Source organism: Betaproteobacteria bacterium (assembly GCA_009693245.1).
Lineage (GTDB): Bacteria > Pseudomonadota > Gammaproteobacteria > Burkholderiales > SHXO01 > SHXO01.
Genome location: SHXO01000026.1, coordinates 1 through 16264, shown reverse-complemented (window position 1 = coordinate 16264; position 16264 = coordinate 1). Strand labels below are relative to the sequence as shown.

Annotated in this window: 16 protein-coding genes; 4 read left to right on the top strand and 12 right to left on the bottom strand. The window is 60.2% G+C overall.

Annotated features, from left to right (window positions below):
• Positions 1–34: 34 nt before the first annotated feature.
• The 5 genes from hflX to EXR36_06130 form a co-directional block, all read right to left on the bottom strand.
• Positions 35–1447, bottom strand: a complete 1413-nt coding sequence (gene hflX, locus EXR36_06150; protein MSQ59225.1) for a GTPase HflX — start codon at positions 1445–1447, stop codon at positions 35–37.
• A gap of 86 nt (positions 1448–1533) precedes the next feature.
• A complete protein-coding gene (locus EXR36_06145; GenBank protein MSQ59224.1) occupies positions 1534–2529 on the bottom strand; it encodes a restriction endonuclease in 996 nt (331 codons plus the stop codon).
• Positions 2516–2827, bottom strand: a complete 312-nt coding sequence (locus EXR36_06140; protein MSQ59223.1) for a hypothetical protein — start codon at positions 2825–2827, stop codon at positions 2516–2518. The genes EXR36_06145 and EXR36_06140 overlap by 14 nt, the downstream gene beginning before the upstream one ends.
• Complete coding sequence (locus EXR36_06135) at positions 2806–3741, bottom strand: hypothetical protein (protein MSQ59222.1); 936 nt, start codon at positions 3739–3741, stop codon at positions 2806–2808. Before EXR36_06135 ends, EXR36_06140 begins: the two co-directional genes overlap by 22 nt.
• Positions 3742–3771: 30 nt before the next feature.
• Positions 3772–3993, bottom strand: a complete 222-nt coding sequence (locus EXR36_06130; GenBank protein MSQ59221.1) for a hypothetical protein — start codon at positions 3991–3993, stop codon at positions 3772–3774.
• 194 nt (positions 3994–4187) lie between these two features.
• On the opposite strand from EXR36_06130, the gene EXR36_06125 reads away from it, so the two are divergent.
• Entirely contained in the window at positions 4188–5009 is an 822-nt protein-coding gene (locus EXR36_06125) for an NAD(+) diphosphatase (protein ID MSQ59220.1), read from the top strand.
• Positions 5010–5018: 9 nt separating this feature from the next.
• Positions 5019–5639 carry a glutathione S-transferase family protein gene (locus tag EXR36_06120; protein ID MSQ59219.1) on the top strand — a complete coding sequence of 207 codons (621 nt, stop codon included), beginning with the start codon at positions 5019–5021 and terminating at the stop codon, positions 5637–5639.
• Between the two features lie 10 nt (positions 5640–5649).
• Here EXR36_06120 and EXR36_06115 read toward each other — a convergent pair whose 3' ends face one another.
• The gene (locus tag EXR36_06115) at positions 5650–7542 is read right to left on the bottom strand and encodes an ATP-binding cassette domain-containing protein (GenBank protein ID MSQ59218.1); all 1893 of its coding nucleotides are present in this window, start codon (positions 7540–7542) and stop codon (positions 5650–5652) included.
• Positions 7543–7737: 195 nt separating this feature from the next.
• Between EXR36_06115 and EXR36_06110 the strand changes: the two genes are divergently transcribed.
• Positions 7738–8769 (top strand): hypothetical protein, encoded by a 1032-nt coding sequence (locus EXR36_06110; protein MSQ59217.1) that lies wholly within the window; start codon positions 7738–7740, stop codon positions 8767–8769.
• Between the two features lie 94 nt (positions 8770–8863).
• Here the strand turns inward: EXR36_06110 and EXR36_06105 are convergent, their stop codons facing one another.
• The 5 genes from EXR36_06105 to EXR36_06085 all read right to left on the bottom strand — a co-directional run bounded on the left by EXR36_06105 (position 8864) and on the right by EXR36_06085 (position 13972).
• Complete coding sequence (locus EXR36_06105; GenBank protein ID MSQ59216.1) at positions 8864–10471, bottom strand: methylcrotonoyl-CoA carboxylase; 1608 nt, start codon at positions 10469–10471, stop codon at positions 8864–8866.
• Positions 10472–10473: 2 nt separating this feature from the next.
• The gene (locus EXR36_06100; GenBank protein MSQ59215.1) at positions 10474–11076 is read right to left on the bottom strand and encodes a 2-hydroxychromene-2-carboxylate isomerase; all 603 of its coding nucleotides are present in this window, start codon (positions 11074–11076) and stop codon (positions 10474–10476) included.
• 4 nt (positions 11077–11080) lie between these two features.
• Positions 11081–12274, bottom strand: a complete 1194-nt coding sequence (locus tag EXR36_06095; GenBank protein ID MSQ59214.1) for an ATP-binding protein — start codon at positions 12272–12274, stop codon at positions 11081–11083.
• 121 nt (positions 12275–12395) lie between these two features.
• A complete protein-coding gene (locus EXR36_06090) occupies positions 12396–12779 on the bottom strand; it encodes a RidA family protein (GenBank protein ID MSQ59213.1) in 384 nt (127 codons plus the stop codon).
• Between the two features lie 11 nt (positions 12780–12790).
• Positions 12791–13972, bottom strand: coding sequence for an acetyl-CoA C-acyltransferase (locus tag EXR36_06085; GenBank protein ID MSQ59212.1), 1182 nt, complete (start codon positions 13970–13972; stop codon positions 12791–12793).
• Positions 13973–14112: 140 nt separating this feature from the next.
• On the opposite strand from EXR36_06085, the gene EXR36_06080 reads away from it, so the two are divergent.
• Complete coding sequence (locus EXR36_06080) at positions 14113–14754, top strand: hypothetical protein (protein MSQ59211.1); 642 nt, start codon at positions 14113–14115, stop codon at positions 14752–14754.
• On the opposite strand, the gene EXR36_06075 is transcribed toward EXR36_06080, so the two are convergent.
• Positions 14751–15833: a DUF561 domain-containing protein gene (locus EXR36_06075; GenBank protein MSQ59210.1), complete on the bottom strand. Its 1083-nt coding sequence runs from the start codon at positions 15831–15833 to the stop codon at positions 14751–14753. The two genes, EXR36_06080 and EXR36_06075, sit on opposite strands and share 4 nt — an antisense overlap.
• Positions 15834–16264 lie beyond the last annotated feature (431 nt).

Genomic DNA, 16264 nt, shown 5'->3' with positions numbered 1-16264 from the left:
AGCCAAACTACCCAGCCATCCCGTAAAGCTGCATTTACTTCGTTTGGCCGAACATCTTGCTCAGTCCGTTTACCGTGCCAGCCTCGCCGCGCACGCGAAAAAACGTCCCTTCCGCTTCGGCCCTCTCCTCCAGCACTTCGCAGTTCGAGAAAATCTCCCCTCGAATTTTCTGCGCCGGCCAAGGCAGAAATATGCTGGCCTCGGCCAAGTCCTTGCGGAAAAACGCCATGATCGTCTCATGCAGTCTGGCGACATCGTCCGCGTTAAGCGCGCTCATTACCAAGCAGCCGGGATACTGCGCGCGCAACGCCACCGCATGCGCCTCTTGCGCACCCGTATCGCCGGCGCAGTCGATTTTGTTGAACACGTGCAGGCGCGGTACGGCCTGGGCGTCTATCTCATTGAGCACTGCGTCGGTGACCGCTATCTGGCGTTCGTAACCTGGATCGCTCGCGTCGGCGACATGGATAAGCAAAGAAGCCTCGGCTGCCTCTTCCAGCGTGGACTTGAATGAAGCAACAAGATCGTGCGGTAGATTCTTGATGAACCCGACCGTGTCGCTGACCAACACTCGTGGCACGCCTTCGGGATGCAGCGCGCGCACCGTGGTATCGAGCGTGGCGAAGAGCTTGTTGGCTACCAGCACTTCGCTGCCGGTGAGCGCGCGCATCAATTTGGATTTTCCCGCATTCGTGTAGCCCACCAGCGCGACACGCATGATTCCCTGCTGCTCCTGGCGCCGCGCGCGCTGCGTCTTGCGCTCCGCATCCATGGCCTTTATTTCCTCTTGCAGTTCGGCGATGCGATTGCGGATTTTTTGCCGGTCCAATTCGCCATGCGATTCGCCCGCGCCCCGGCCGCCCGTGCCGCTGCGCTGGCGCCCCTGCGGCCCGGCCAGTTTTGCCGCTTCGCGCAGGCGCGGCGCCATGTAACCCAGCCGGGCGATTTCCACTTGCGCCCGTGCCGCGCGCGAGCGCGCATGCCGGTGAAAAATCTCCAGTATGACCATGGTTCGGTCCATCACTTCGCAACCGACTTCGATTTCGAGGTTGCGCGCCTGCGATGGGGAGATCTCATGATCGACTAACACGATGTCGGCGCGGCGTGTTTCCGGATCGACCTCGGACTGCGCGGCCTCCTTCGCCCTGGCGGCGCCGCTCTTCGCCGCTTTGCGCTCGCCGCCGGCGTTCGATGGCGCGCCTTTCTCGTCCTCGGCCTTGTCTTCCACGAAGCGCCGCATCTCTTGCCGCTTGCCAATGCCCAGATAGGCCGTGGTGTCAAAGCTGGAGCGCTTCTGTATGAACGTGCCCGCGATCTCGAAACCCAGAGTCTTCGCAAGCTCGCGCAACTCGTTCAACGACGCCTCGAAATCGAGGTCGCTGACCCGCGGCAGTTGCACCGCGGCCAGGACGGCTCGCACGGGGCGCGGATTTACTTCATTTGCCATGCGATGATTATCTTTTGGTTGAGCCAGTATAAAGAGCCGCTGGCTTGATGAATGAACAGGTGGATGTGAGCCCTATCTGTGTGCAATCATGGCTTTGTCGGCATCACGTCCGGATACGGCCCAAGGAAACGTTCTCCGTTGAAGTGGATCATGTGGTCCGGGTCTTCGGCGATCCATACCTCGGATTCCCACGCGATGTGCGAAACGAAGGTTTGCAGGGTGCGACGGCTCTCGAACGCGCTAACGAACACGAGGCCGGCTTTACAACCTGCGAAGAGGCCTTTAAGTTCCTTGCGGCGCTTGCCGTCCACTGGCCCAGCGCTGGTGACAGCTTCGATGAGCAGAAGCCAATTCCTGGCAGTGTGGTGGACAATGACATCGGGAATTTTGGCGGCGGAATCCAACGTGACGCCGAGCGCGGCCAAGCCTGCGGTCTCTAAATGAACGAACTTGTTCTCGGTGTCGCCGATGTAGAGCACAACGCCACCGGGAGCGAAGGCGGGGCAGAAGTCTTCGATGATGGCCTTGATGAGCGGATTCTGGCCACCCGGAGAGAGCGCGACTTGGGATCGGTCGGGCAAGGTGACGGGCACGCGCGCGAGGTCGCGCTTGCGGGCAATCTCGTGCTTGAGCGTTTCGCGACTGGCGAGATAACGCCGCAACCCAGAGGCCCATCCCGGAGTCCCGAACTTTCGCAAGAGTGCGAGAGCGGCTGGTTCAATCTGATAGACCATCTTCCCGCTGTTGGCCGGACGCTTGGGGTCATCGGGATTGCGCGGCAGAAGTCCGTCTTCCACGAAGAACTTCACGGCATCGTCGCGAATGGTCTCGCGCGTGTTGGGCGCGTAGCGATTGGCGTAGGCCATGGCGATGAAGTCGATGATTGGGGTAATGCCGCGCAGGGGAGCCTGTGCACCGGCCCACGAGGCATCTGGCTGAAGGTCGAGCAAAGCCAGCAACGAGTAAGCGGCGGTTTCGTTTTGCTGCTTCGGGCCGAACTGCAAGGCGCTTAACACCTCCATGGCTTCGGGTAGCCTCCGCTTTCGGGCGGTTGCTTTGCGGCCGGGATTATCGGCAGGCATCAAGATGCTTGCGGACGAGCTTGTCGATCTCGTCCTGCGACAGGTCAAGCGCCCTCAATTCAAGGCCCGCTGATTGTAGCGTGTCTCGGCCGGGATAGGCAAGGATGCGCAGATCGGTGGCGTTCACCTGTGCGTGACCGCTAAAGCGCCGAAAATACTGGTCGTCCACGGTGGAGTTTAGGAAGGCATATAGGCCAACGGCCAGAGAACGCTCCAATCCGTGACCGTTCGCATGGAAATAGTTCAGATGGTTCTCGAATCCGATCCGGTCCGCTTTCACCAAGTCGGGATCGAACAAACACGCCACAAGACGCCGGCCCTCTTCTTTGGACGTGAAGCGTTTCGTAAGCAGATACACCCCGGAAGGCACGAGCCATGCGCGCGTCTCGTCATTGTCGAGAATGGCGTTAGGCTTGCGGCCTTTGGGCTTTGGCCAATGGACGGTTCCTCCGTTAAAGTGGCACGGATAGACCAGCGGCACGGTTCCGCTTTCAGGTTCCTTGCGAATCGCGTCCTTGAGCCGGAAATCCACAACGCGACCTGTTGAAACGGTGAGCCCCAGCGAGGCCTGACTGCAACCGAGGCCGTCCAACGCTTCTTTAGCCCTGGCGTGGCTTGTCGTGGAGGGATGTGCATGAACTTCTCGGCGTCGTTCGGACGAACGATCTCGGTGAATGGAAAGGCCGCCTCCGAGATGCTTTCGCCCTGCACCCCGCTGCTGGTGGAGATGAGAACGTCGCGTGGTTGGTTACGGCCCTTCACTACATGGAAAATGATGTTCTCCTGCAACACGCTGTCGTCGCGGAAGGCCGCCTGGCGTGATTCGAAAACATGCAGGCGGCGAAGCTCAAACTGGCTCAGGAGGTCTTCGCGAAACGGGCGGAAGTAAGGGCCATTACAAAAGCTCCGCGGCGTAATTCCGACCAGTTGGCCACCGGGAACCAATAGCCGCTGGATGAGCGCAATGAAGCCTGTATAGAGATTGCTGGTCTCGACTCCGGCTAAACGCAGTGCGCGCCGCTCCGCCGAGTCAGCGTTGATTTTGCGATAAGGCGGATTCGCGATGGCCACATCGAACGCAGGCGGCGGCGAACCGAACAAACCTCCCGCGAGGCGGGCCGACATTTCTTGGATGAAGCCTTCCGGATGGATAGTGAAGGTGAAGCGAATGCCCGCCTTCGAGCAGAGATTCTCACACTCGCGTATCGTCACCCCCAGCGCGTCTAGGATTGCGCCGTCGACTTAATAGAGGGTGGCTTCGATGGTAGCGACTGCGCTGCGTTCTTCACGACACCGGGAGACGAAAGCCGCGGCGAGTGCGCCCGCGCCCGCATCAAGCAATCGTACCGTTCGCGGAAGTTGGCCAAACATTGACGACATGAAATCCGCCACTGGAGCAGCGGTGAGGAACTGTCCGAGTTCTTCTTGCCTTTCCCTGGGGTTTGCCGCAGCTGCGATTTTCATGTCTTCATGCTACCAAACAGTTTTCCATTGCTCCATCGAACAAACATGCGTCGTTCGCATTGTCCCTCGAAGCGCAGATAGGGGGAATCCGCACATTGCGGAATAGCTGGGTGCGGATGGACCCATCCAACCTGTGCGCCGAGATGGATTAGTATTCGGCACCTACCTGCCGACTGAGCCTAGCCGTGTCCGAAATTTTTCTTCCACTGGTCGCGCCCGACGGCGAAATTGCCGAATCGGCCTTGTGGTTCACATTTCAGGGCAATCAATTGCTCGTCCGCAAGGATCATGTCCGCGCTGAAGTTCCCCGCCTGCGCGAGCTGGAAGAGATAGGTCTTAAACCCTTGCGCCGGCAATACCTTGGACGCCTGGGCGAGGTGCACTGCTACTCCGCGGAGTGCGAAGCGCAGGTGGCTGCCCCCGGCGGCATGATCTGGGCGGGGCTTCGCAGTTTGTTCGGTCTGCTCGACGATCGCCATTTCGCCATCGCCGGGCGCGCGGTGCAGATCGTGGATTGGGATCGCAGCCACCAATTTTGCGGGCGTTGCGGTACGCAGACCGTGATCAAGCCGGGGGAGCGGGCGCGCCAGTGCCCGCGTTGCGACCAACTGCATTACCCGCGCATGGCTCCGGCGGTGATGGCGCTCATCCGGCGCGATAACGAACTCCTGCTGGCGCGCTCACCGCATTTCGCGCCTGGTATGTACAGCGCGTTGGCGGGTTTCGTGGAGCCGGGCGAGAGTTTGGAGCATTGTCTTCACCGCGAAGTGAAGGAGGAGGTGGGAATAGCGGTGACCAACCTGCGCTATTTCGCCAGCCAGTCCTGGCCCTTCCCGCATTCCCTGATGATCGCTTTCAATTGCGATTACGCCGGCGGCGAGATTCAACCCGATCCCTCGGAGATCGAAGCCGCCGGCTGGTTCACCCTGGACCGGCTGCCCACCCTACCCAATCCCATCAGTATTTCGCGCAAATTGATCGACGCCACGCTCGATCGCATGCGCGCGGGGGAATAGGAGCTTGTCATGCTGAAAATTTGGGGACGTAACAACTCCGTCAACGTGCAAAAACCGCTGTGGTGCTGCGAGGAATTGGGATTGCAGTACCAACGCCTGGATGCGGGCGCGGCCTTCGGGGTGGTGAACACGCCGCAATACCGCGCGCTCAATCCCAACGGATTGGTGCCTACGCTGGAAGACGGCGCCTTCGTGATGTGGGAATCCAACGCCATCGTTCGGTACTTGGCGGCCAAGCATGGAGAAGGAAAACTCTGGCCCGAAGATCCCATGGTGCGAGCCGAGGCGGACATGTGGATGGACTGGCAGAACACCACCTTCTGGCCCGCCTTCCGCCCGCTATTCTGGAATTTGGTTCGCACGCCGGTGGACCAGCGCGACCCCAAGGTCATGGAAGACGCGCGTATGAACACGAACGAAATCCTTGGCTACTTCGACAATCATTTGAAGCAGCGCGCCTTCGTGGCGGGCGAGCGTTTGACCATGGGCGACATCCCCATGGGTTGCGCTATCTGGCGCTGGTTCTCCCTGGATATCGATCGCCAGGAATTTCCTAATATCCGGCGCTGGATCGGTTTGCTCAAGCAACGGCCCGCCTACCAAGCGGTGGTAATGCTGCCGCTGACCTAGCCCGAATTTCTCAGCGGGCCTTGGCTTCCAATTCGGTCCAGCGTTCCAGGGCTTCGGAGAGTAGTTGCTCGATTTGCGCGACGCGCTCGCTCGCTCGTTTCACATCCGCAGGATCGGATTTGTAGAAGCCCGCGTCCGACATAACGCGGCTGAGTTCCGTTTGCTCTTTTTCCAGGGATTCGATCGTCGCGGGTAGCGACTTCAGTTCCTGGGTTTCCTTGAAACTCAACTTCTCGGGGCGCGCGGTGCGTTGCGCGGCAACGGGTTTCGGGGCGGCCGGTGGCGGTACCTTGGCGCGCTCTTCTCGGGCGCTCACCACCCGCATCCACTCGTCGTAACCGCCCGGATTCTCCACCCAGTTGCCTGGGCCATCCCAGGCGATGACCTGCGTCACCACGTTATCGAGAAACGCTCGGTCGTGGCTCACGAGAAACACGGTGCCTTCGTATTCCTGAAGTAGGGATTCCAATAGCTCCAACGTCTCGATGTCCAGATCGTTGGTGGGTTCGTCCAACACCAGCAGGTTCACGGGCTTGGTGAATAATCGCGCGAGCAAGAGCCGGTTGCGCTCGCCCCCGCTCAAGGACTTTACCGGCGAGCGCACGCGTTGTGGCGGAAACAAAAACTCGCCGAGGTAGCTCATGACGTGCTTGCGCTGGCCTTCCACTTCCACGAAGTCCGAACCTTGCGCCACGGTGTCCAGTACCGTGGCTTCCTCGTCAAGTTGGTTGCGGAACTGATCGTAGTAAGCGATGGCGAGCTTCGAGCCCAAGCGTACTTTTCCCGCGTCCGGCTGCAATTCCCCCAAGATCAGTTTAAGCAAGGTGGTTTTACCCGCGCCGTTCGGCCCGACGAATCCCACGCGGTCACCGCGCTGGATGCGGCAAGAAAAGCTTTTCACCACCACCTTGTCACCGAAGGATTTGCTCACGCCGTCCAGCTCCGCCACGAGTTTTCCGGAGCGCTCGCCCGCATCCACGCCGATCTTCGCGGTTCCCGTGCGTTCGCGGCGAGCCGCGCGCGCGAGCCGCAAGGCTTCTAGCCGCCGGATGCGCCCCACATCGCGGGTGCGGCGTGCCTCGATGCCGCGCCGGATCCACACTTCTTCTTGCGCGAGCAACTTATCGAACTTCTCGTTGCGCACCGTTTCATCGGCGAGTTGCTGCGCCTTGAGGGTTTGGTACTGCGAGAAATTGCCCGGATAAGTGTTGAGGCGGCCGCGGTCCAGTTCGGCGATGCGGGTCACCACCAGGTCGAGAAAGCGGCGGTCATGGGTAATGAGCACCAGCGCGCCGGTGAATTCCGTGAGCAGCGATTCCAGCCACTCGATGGATGAGATATCCAGATGGTTGGTGGGCTCATCCAATAACAGGACTTCGGGTTCGCTCACCATGGCTTGCGCCAGGGCCAGGCGTTTCTTCTGTCCTCCCGATAGTGTGCTCACCAGCGCTTCCGCATTCAGTTGCAGACGCGAGAGCACGATTTCCACCCGCGACTTGAAGCTCCACGCATGCTGCGCATCCAGTTCGCTCGATAGGTGGGTGAGCCGGGCCATCGACTCATCGCTATGATCCTTCTCCACCGCGTGGATGACGTGGTCGTAGTCGATCAGTAGTTGTTTCACCGGCCCCAGCCCTTGCAGCGCGGATTCGAATACGGTGTGGGTGGGATCCAAGATGGGTTCTTGCGCCACGTAGGCCAAGCGCAGCCCGGGCCGGTGCCACACCACGCCATCGTCGGGGTGAGATTGATTGGCGAGGATTTTCAAGAGGCTGCTTTTGCCCGTGCCATTGCGCCCGATCAGGCCAACCCGCTCGCCGCTTTCGAGAACGAGACTGGCGTGATCCAAAAGCGGCACATGGCCATAAGCGAGGCAAACGGATTCGAGGGTGGCGAGCGGCATAATGGTTCACTTTAGATGGGGCGCGACGGTAGCATAGCTAAAGGGCGCCTCCAAAAATTCCCATAATGGGCCGATCTCGAACCTGCGGTGCTCAATGTACTCCTCGTACACCTGCGCTCCTCGGCTCGACCTCACCCCATTCTGTGCATTTTTAGAGGCGCCCTAAAGCCCTCGCGTTTAATTCAAAAGGTAGACATGCAAGAACTCCATAGCTGGCGAGAAGAACAAGGTTCCGCTTACCTCTACCGCGTACTGGCGGAGATTGAACGCGGCACGGTGCGCGAAAAGCTCTTCAGGGAATTGGGACGCGAAGCCGAGAGCCAAGCCGAACATTGGGCGAAGAGGGCCAGCAAGACGGGACTTTCGGTCCCGCCGGAGTTTGCGCCGTCATTGCGCACGCGCATCGTAGCCGGCCTTACGCGCCGGTACGGTCCCAGGGCGATGCATTCGGTATTGGCGGCCATGAAAGTGCGCGGGATGTCCGTCTACACCGGTTCCGATTTGGGCCATGCGGCGCCCGATCCCGCCACCGGAATGGAACGCGCCCATAGCGGACTGTCCGGCGGGGGAAACCTGCGCGCCGCTGTCTTCGGCGTGAACGACGGCTTGGTCTCCAATGCCAGCCTAATTCTCGGCGTGGCGGGCGCGACGGCCCAACCCGGCTTGATCCTGCTCTCTGGGGTGGCCGGGCTGCTGGCAGGTGCTTTCTCCATGGCTGCTGGAGAATACGTTTCGGTGCGATCGCAACGCGAAATGTATGAATATCAAATCGCGTTGGAGCGCGACGAACTGGCCGAATACCCGGAAGAAGAAGCCTCCGAGCTGGCCTTGATCTACGAAGCGCGCGGCTTGGAGAGAGCAGAAGCCCAGCGCCTCGCCGCCTCCATGGTGGCCGATCCCGAACGCGGCCTGGACGCTCTGGCCCGCGAGGAGCTGGGCCTTAACCCCGACGAGCTGGGTTCGCCATGGGGCGCGGCCTTGTCTTCCTTCGCATCGTTTGGATTGGGTGCGGCGGTTCCGCTAATACCCTTTGCACTGCATTTGAATACTCCGCTGCCGTGGACCATCTGCCTCACCGCCGCCAGCTTGTTCGGCGTGGGCGCAACCTCTAGCCTGTTCACCGGAAGACGCGCCTTCCGCGGCGGGTTCCGCATGATGCTGATCGGTGCGGCGGCCGGAGCGCTTACTTATGGGATTGGGAAGGTGCTGGGAGTAAGCCTTGGGTAGGGCGGGTTCTGGCTTGAACCAATCAGGCGCTATTCGCAGGCAGCGGACTGCCATTACGGCTTATTAAGCCGCGAGTCTTCATCTTCAACTAGATCTACATCCTAAACACACCAAACTTCGTCTCTTCGATGGGTGCATTCAGGCTCGCCGATATTCCCAGCCCCAGCACGCGACGGGTTTCGGCGGGATCGATCACGCCGTCGTCCCACAGCCGCGCGGTGGCGTAATAGGGATGGCCTTGATGTTCGTATTGAGCGCGAATGGGCGCCATGAAGACTTCTTCTTCTTCCTTGCTCCAGGTCTTGCCCGATTTCTCCAGGCCTTCGCGTTTCACTGTCGCCAGCACACGAGAGGCTTGCTCGCCACCCAATACGGATATTCTGGCGTTGGGCCACATCCACAGGAAGCGCGGCGAGTAGGCGCGGCCGCACATGCCGTAGTTGCCGGCGCCGAAGCTGCCGCCGATGATGACGGTGAATTTAGGCACCTTGGCGCAGGCCACTGCGGTTACCATCTTGGCGCCGTCGCGCGCGATACCGCCGGCTTCGTACTTCTTGCCCACCATGAATCCCGTGATGTTCTGCAGGAAGATGAGCGGAATACCGCGTTGGGCGCATAGCTCGATGAAGTGCGCGCCCTTCAGCGCAGACTCTGAGAAGAGAATGCCATTGTTGGCGACGATGCCCACGGGGTAGCCAAAGATGTGGGCGAAGCCGCACACCAGCGTGGTGCCGTAGAGCGCCTTGAACTCATCCAGCTCGCTGCCATCGGCCATGCGCGCGATGACTTCTCGTACGTCATAGGGCTTGCGCGTGTCAGTGGGAATGACGCCGTGCAATTCCGCCGGATCGTAGGCGGGCTCGCGCGGCTCGCGCAAGGCGGGCATGATGGATTTGCGCCGGTTAAGATGGCCCACGATGCGCCGCGCCATCTCCAAGGCGTGTTGGTCGTTCATGGCGTAGTGGTCCGCCACTCCAGAAACTCGAGCGTGCACGTCGGCGCCGCCTAGCTCTTCCGCGCTCACTTCTTCGCCAGTCGCGGCTTTCACCAGGGGCGGCCCGCCGAGGAAGATGGTGCCCTGGTTCTTCACGATGATGGCCTCGTCCGACATGGCCGGCACATAGGCGCCCCCCGCGGTACACGAACCCATCACCACCGCGATCTGCGGAATGCCCAGCGCGGACATGTTGGCTTGGTTGTAGAAGATGCGCCCGAAGTGCTCTCGGTCAGGGAAAACTTCGTCCTGGTTGGGCAAATTGGCGCCGCCCGAATCCACCAGGTAAATGCACGGCAGGCGGTTTTGCTGGGCGATTTCCTGGGCGCGCAGATGCTTCTTCACCGTCACGGGAAAGTAGGTGCCGCCCTTGACGGTGGCGTCATTCACGACAACGACGCACTCCTGCCCGCCGATGCGGCCAATGCCCGTGATGATGCCGGCCGACGGAACTGGCGTGTCGTACATGTCCCAGGCGGCCAACTGCGAGAGTTCGAGAAAGGGCGAACCGGGATCCAACAATTGCCGCACGCGCTCGCGCGGCAATAATTTCCCTCGTGCCGCGTGTTTTTGGCGTGAGGCTTCATCCCCGCCTTGCGCCACCAATTCCGCCTTCGCTCGTAGGTCGCGTACCAGCGCGTCCATCGCCTGTGCATTCGCCAGGAATTCAGGCGAACGCGTGTTGAGCTTGGACTGAAGTTGCGGCACCGCTAGAACCCGCCCTGCCGCAACCAACGGTCCATCTGGTCGAGCCGGTCCGCTCCCCAGAACGGCTCGCCATCGATGATGGCGTAGGGCGAACCGCATACTTTGCGATCCAAGGCGGCCTGGACTTCGTTCTTGAGTTGCTCCTTGATTGTGCTGTCGTTCGTCGCGGCGAGCGCCGCGGCTTCATCGACACCTGCGCGCGCCACTGCCTTCGCGGCGATCTCGGGAGCGGAGATATCGAGGTCATCCACAAAGTACGCGCGATACATGGCAAGCACCGCCGCTTCTATTTTTTCCGGCGCGCTATTGCGTACCCAACAAGCGATGCGCGCGGGTGCCACTCCCGCGATAGGAAACTTGCCCGGCATACGAAAGGGCACATCCATGAAGCGCGCGCTGCGCAAGGCATCGTGGGCAATGTAATCGCCCTTAAGCGGCATGGTCGCCACGATGGGTGAGCCGGTGGCCTTGAATACCACGCCGAGCAAAATGGGATTCCATTTCACGTCACGCCCGTATTTGCGTGCGAGCGCGCCGATCTTGGTAGCCGCCAGATAACCGTAGGGCGAGGTGAAGTCGAAGTAGAAATCGATGGGCTTATTCATGAGTTCAGTCCAATGATGATCTGGCCAATGCTATCCCATGGGACTCCGGGCGGGCGAGGTATCGCTCCGGCCAAACGATGGAGCCCAAGGGCACGGCTTCGACTCGCTCGGCGATGGAATAGCGCTTCGATCCCGGGTAAATCACCGCGACACGATCCAGCCCAAGATCATCCATGGCGATTCTGATCGAGGGCGTCATGGCCGGCGCGTCGATGCGCTTACACTCGATGCCGAACAACATACCGGCCTTTCTCGCCACGAGGTCAATCTCGGCGCCCTGGTGCGTGCCCCAATAATAGATCTCATCGGGTTGCAAGACCGCGAGTGTCTGCTCGAGAACGAACCCTTCCCACGACGCCCCCACTTTCGGATGAGTAAGAAGAGCTTTATCGGCGGAGATGCCCAGCATCTGATGTAAGAGACCGCTGTCCCGGAAGTAGATTTTCGGAGATTTGATTTGCCGCTTGGCGATGTTGGCGTGATACGGCTGCAGCACCCGGATCATGTAAGCGTCCGCGAGCAAATCCAGGTAACGGCGCGCGGTGGACTCACTCACGCCCAATGCACGCGCCGGCTCCGCCGCATTCCATGTTTGGCCATGGTAGTGCGCCAGCATGGTCCAGAAGCGTAGAAGCGCGGCCGATGGCACCCTTACACCCCATTGCGGAAAGTCGCTTTCCAGTAGGGACTGGATGAAGTTTTTGCGCCAGACCGCGCTATCGGTATCGTTCTTCGCGAGGTAGGAAAGCGGAAATCCGCCGCGCAACCAAAGGCGGTTCTCCGCCAGGGCTCCCAATTCGGGCAGGGTAAAGCCACCCATATGAACACGTTCCGCGCGGCCCGCGAGGCTCTCGGACGATTGGCGTAGCAATTCCCCCGTGGCGCTACCGAGAACGAGAAACTGGCCAGGGGCTTCGCGCCGGTCCGCTAGTACTCGCAGCACCGGAAACAATTCTGGGCGCCTCTGTACTTCGTCGATGACGACCAAGCCTCGTAACGGAGCAAGGGCGGTCATGGGCTCGCTCAAACGGGCGAGGCTGGCTGGATCTTCGAGATCGAAGTAGTTCGCCGAATCTTCCGCTACCATCGTGCGAGCCATCGTGGTTTTCCCGCACTGGCGCGGCCCCGCCAGCACGACGATTCGGCTTCGAGAGAGCGCGGCCCCAAGAGCTTCCAGGGTAGGTTGGCGGCTAATCATTAAAAGACTCTACCATGAAATTACGTCATCCGATGCACGAATTTCATGGTCAGTGGACCATCCTTTCCCCGCGTGGTAAGTGGCGCTTACATGCCGGTTCCCGTTACCCCGGTGGATCCGGTCACGCGCGCTTTCGAGCCGTCACTTCAATCTCTATCTTCATTGCGGGTTCGATCAAATCGCAAATGACCGCCGTGGCAGCCGGCCGCGCCTCACCCAGATACTGCCCGAATACCGGGGCAAGCTCATGGAAGTGTTGCCGCTGCGCAAGGTAATAGCGAACGCGAACCACGTCCGCCAGCGTACAACCAGCCTGGGCCAAGGCGGCCTTGATGTTTTCGAAGGCTTGGCGAGTCTGCATGGCGACATCGTTGCTGATGGTCATGGTGGGATAGTCGTAACCCGTGGTGCCGCTGACAAACACCCAATCGCCGTCCACCACGGCCCGGCTATACCCGGCGGTTTTCTCGAAGCTCGATCCCGATGATATTAGCTTGCGCGCCATGATTGCATTCCTCAAGAAAGTTCGATTGCCATGGCGGTCGCTTCTCCGCCACCGATGCACAGGCAGGCGACCCCTCGCTTCGATCCCCGCTTACGCAATGCGCCGATGAGTGTAACGAGTATGCGCGCACCGGACGCGCCGATGGGGTGGCCCAACGCACAGGCGCCGCCGTGGATATTGACCTTCTCATGGGGCAACGTGTGTTTTCTCATCGCCGCCATGGTCACCACGGCGAAGGCTTCGTTGATTTCATAAAGATCCACGTCCTCGGTCTTCCAACCCGTCTTGCCGAATAATTTCTGGATGGCACCCACAGGCGCCGTGGTGAACCAACCGGGTTCTTGCGCATGAGTGGCATGGCTTATTATCGTGGCGATTGGACGCAGGCCGCGCTTCTCGGCAACTGTGCGGCGCATCATCACCAGCGCCGCGGCGCCATCGGAAATGGAACTAGAGTTAGCGGCCGTGACAGTTCCGTCCTTGCGGAAGGCTGGCTTGAGTTGCGGAATCTTTTCGAAATTCGCTTTGAAGGGTTGCTCGTCTTTATCCATGAAGCGGTCGCCCTTTCCCGATTTGAGGGATAGCGGCACGGTCTCCCAGGCGAACCAGCCTTCATTGTTGGCCTTTTGCGCACGCTCAAGCGAGGTGATGGCGAAGGCATCTTGTTCGGCGCGGGTAAATCCGAATTTGCCGGCGCAATCCTCCGCGAAGCTTCCCATCAAACGCCCCTTGTCATAGGCATCCTCCAATCCATCGAGGAACATGTGATCAAGCACCTGCTGGTGTCCCATGCGGTAACCCGCGCGCGCCTTCGGTAGGAGGTAGGGCGCGTTGGTCATGCTCTCCATGCCGCCGGCGATCATGATGTCGTTGGTTCGCGCGGCCAGTAGGTCGTGGGCCAGCATGGCGGCTTTCATTCCAGATCCGCACATCTTGTTGATGGTGGTGCACCCCACGGACAGCGGAAGTCCGCCGCCCAGGGCCGCTTGTCTCGCGGGGGCTTGGCCCTGGCCGGCGGGCAACACGCAACCCATGATGACTTCCTGCACGTCCGCCGGTTCGATACCGCTGCGGTCGATGGCGGCGCGAATGGCTTGGGCTCCAAGCTCCGCCGCGGTAAAGTCCTTCAATTCGCCTTGAAATGCGCCCATGGGGGTGCGCACGGCGGATATGATTACGATGGGATCTTTCATGGTATTCCTTCAATGCGTGACTATTTGGGGCTCAACCGCGGCGGCGGCTCTCAAGCACTTGCTTGACCTGTCGTAGTTTAGTCTCACTGGCGAACCGAGTCGCCACCAACCGATAGGGAGAAAGCACGCGAAATGTTCTTTTGGGAATGTCGCTTCTGGCCGGAATTGCCACTGCACAAGCGGGCCAAGGTGGCCTTGCCTTGCTGGGGCGTTTCGGTACTCTCGGCTTAGGCCTTGAGGTGGGCGGTGGCATCTCCGAGCATTGGGCCATTCGCGCGGGCTTGAATGGCTACAGCGTGGATGAGACCCTCACGGAGAGTAATGTAAATTACGATGCTGAATTCAAGCTACGCAGCGCGGGGATTACCGTCGACTGGCACCCTGGCGGCCATGCTTTCCGCTTGAGTCTTGGCGCGTTCTACAACGGGACCAATTTCTCCGTTCTGGCCCGGCCTACCCGGGGCGCCTTCGAGTTCAATGGAGTGACCTACAACGCCGCGGAAGTCGGGTCCCTTTCCGGAAAGATCGAATTCAACAAGTTCGCCCCCTTCCTGGGCGTTGGCTTCGGTAACGTGACCAAGAAAGGATTTTCCTATTCCATTGACTTGGGCGTCCTGTACCAACAATCGCCCAAGGTGAGGCTCGATTTAACCTGCGGCGTCACGGCCCAATGCGCCCAACTCACCAGCGACGCGCAGGCAGAGCGAGCCCAATTGGAAACCGAACTCGAGGATTTCCGCTTATGGCCTGTGATTCAAGCGGGATTCGGCTACGTTTTCTAGCCGCGTAAGCTCGCCAAACGGTCGAGCGCTTCCAGGGTCTCCGCTTCCAACACCGCCACCAACTGAGCCGCCGGCAGGGCGCGGGACAGCGACGCCGCTTGGCCGCACCACATGGCGGCGAAATCCGGGTTGCCTGTCTTGCCGGAAGTGGCGCGCATTTTTCCCGTCAATCCATGCTGGATGGGGAACGGTAGTTGCGGGTTCGATCTGGCTTCGCGAATATAGCGATTGGTAATTCCGCGCGCGGGCTTGCCGGTGAATTTTTCGGTGATGGTTGAGTTGTCGTCTTGTTGCGCGAGCAAGCTGCGCTTGTGCACTTCGGGTGCCCCGGCCTCGGGACAGGGAATGAAAGCCGTACCCAATTGCGCGCCTTGCGCGCCCAGGGCCAATGCCGCCGCGATACCCGCGCCATCCATGATGCCACCAGCCGCCACGATGGGCGTGGACACCGAACGCACCAACATGCGCGTAAGTGACAGGGTGCCGGTCATGGCGTCGTAGGGATCTTTCATGTACGTGCCGCGGTGCCCGCCCGCATCGCCGCCTTGCGCCACGATGTAATCCACGCCCAAACGCTCCAGGTGCTTGGCCTCGGCGATGCATGTCGCGCTGGCCCCCACCCTGACACCCATGGATTGAAACTCGCGAATGGTGCGCACTGGTAATTCCGCCAGGTGAACGCTCAACACCGCGGGCCGGATTTCCTTGGCGGCGGCCAGTTGTGCATTCAAGTCCGGGGCGAAAGGCGGCTGAACCGGCTCCGGCGCCGGCAATCCGAGTTCCGCGTAATAACGCGCGACCGCATCGATGGCGGCGCGCTGCGAGGCGCCCGCCACGGGCTCGGGCTGCGGGGAGACGAAGAAATTGAGCTGAAAAGGCTTGTTCGTATGCGCCCTCACTTCAGCGGCCTCTTTCAGCATCGCTTCCGGCTGAGAGTAGGCGCAACCGAAAGACCCTAACGCCCCGGCGGCGGACACCGCCTTCACCAACGCGGGTGACGCGGCACTGGCCATGGGCGCTTGAATGATGGGGAGGCGAATCCCCAGAAGATCGCACAGGGGTGTATGTAGCTTGGCCATAAATCCTCTCTAACTATCGGGCATTCCAAAAAAACATGACGGTACTTTAATTCAAGATCGTTTCCCTCATAGCCACCATTCTCCCGTGGGGAGAAGGGCTTTTTGTCTCCCTCTCCCGCCGGAAGAGGGACCGAGGGTGAGGGAAGAATGTCTCTTGAATTACACGAAAAGATCAATGATTTGGCTTGAAATTGCCTTTACGGAAGCGAGACGCGAAGCGTATGGCTTGGCGGTAGGGATAAACATCCTCGACCTGGCCTTCCTCGCAGCGCGCCTTGACGCTAGGGCACCTCTAATAATTCAGCATTCTAGAGTAGTGTGTATGGAATCGATGTGATAAAAAGTCTCGAAGCGCAAAGTGATCCCGAGGCCGATGAAGAAAGACAAACGCAGGAAGCAACCCAAACCCAAGCAGCCTGGATTCTTCGATG

Excerpts from the sequence above, each read along its gene's own strand:
- hflX (MSQ59225.1), bottom strand. The coding sequence starts at position 1,447 with ATGGCAAATGAAGTAAATCCGCGCCCCGTGCGAGCCGTCCTGGCCGCG.
- EXR36_06145 (MSQ59224.1), bottom strand. The coding sequence starts at position 2,529 with ATGCCTGCCGATAATCCCGGCCGCAAAGCAACCGCCCGAAAGCGGAGG.
- EXR36_06130 (MSQ59221.1), bottom strand. The coding sequence starts at position 3,993 with ATGAAAATCGCAGCTGCGGCAAACCCCAGGGAAAGGCAAGAAGAACTC.
- EXR36_06120 (MSQ59219.1), top strand. The coding sequence starts at position 5,019 with ATGCTGAAAATTTGGGGACGTAACAACTCCGTCAACGTGCAAAAACCG.
- EXR36_06115 (MSQ59218.1), bottom strand. The coding sequence starts at position 7,542 with ATGCCGCTCGCCACCCTCGAATCCGTTTGCCTCGCTTATGGCCATGTG.
- EXR36_06110 (MSQ59217.1), top strand. The coding sequence starts at position 7,738 with ATGCAAGAACTCCATAGCTGGCGAGAAGAACAAGGTTCCGCTTACCTC.
- EXR36_06100 (MSQ59215.1), bottom strand. The coding sequence starts at position 11,076 with ATGAATAAGCCCATCGATTTCTACTTCGACTTCACCTCGCCCTACGGT.
- EXR36_06095 (MSQ59214.1), bottom strand. The coding sequence starts at position 12,274 with ATGATTAGCCGCCAACCTACCCTGGAAGCTCTTGGGGCCGCGCTCTCT.
- EXR36_06090 (MSQ59213.1), bottom strand. The coding sequence starts at position 12,779 with ATGGCGCGCAAGCTAATATCATCGGGATCGAGCTTCGAGAAAACCGCC.
- EXR36_06085 (MSQ59212.1), bottom strand. The coding sequence starts at position 13,972 with ATGAAAGATCCCATCGTAATCATATCCGCCGTGCGCACCCCCATGGGC.
- EXR36_06075 (MSQ59210.1), bottom strand. The coding sequence starts at position 15,833 with ATGGCCAAGCTACATACACCCCTGTGCGATCTTCTGGGGATTCGCCTC.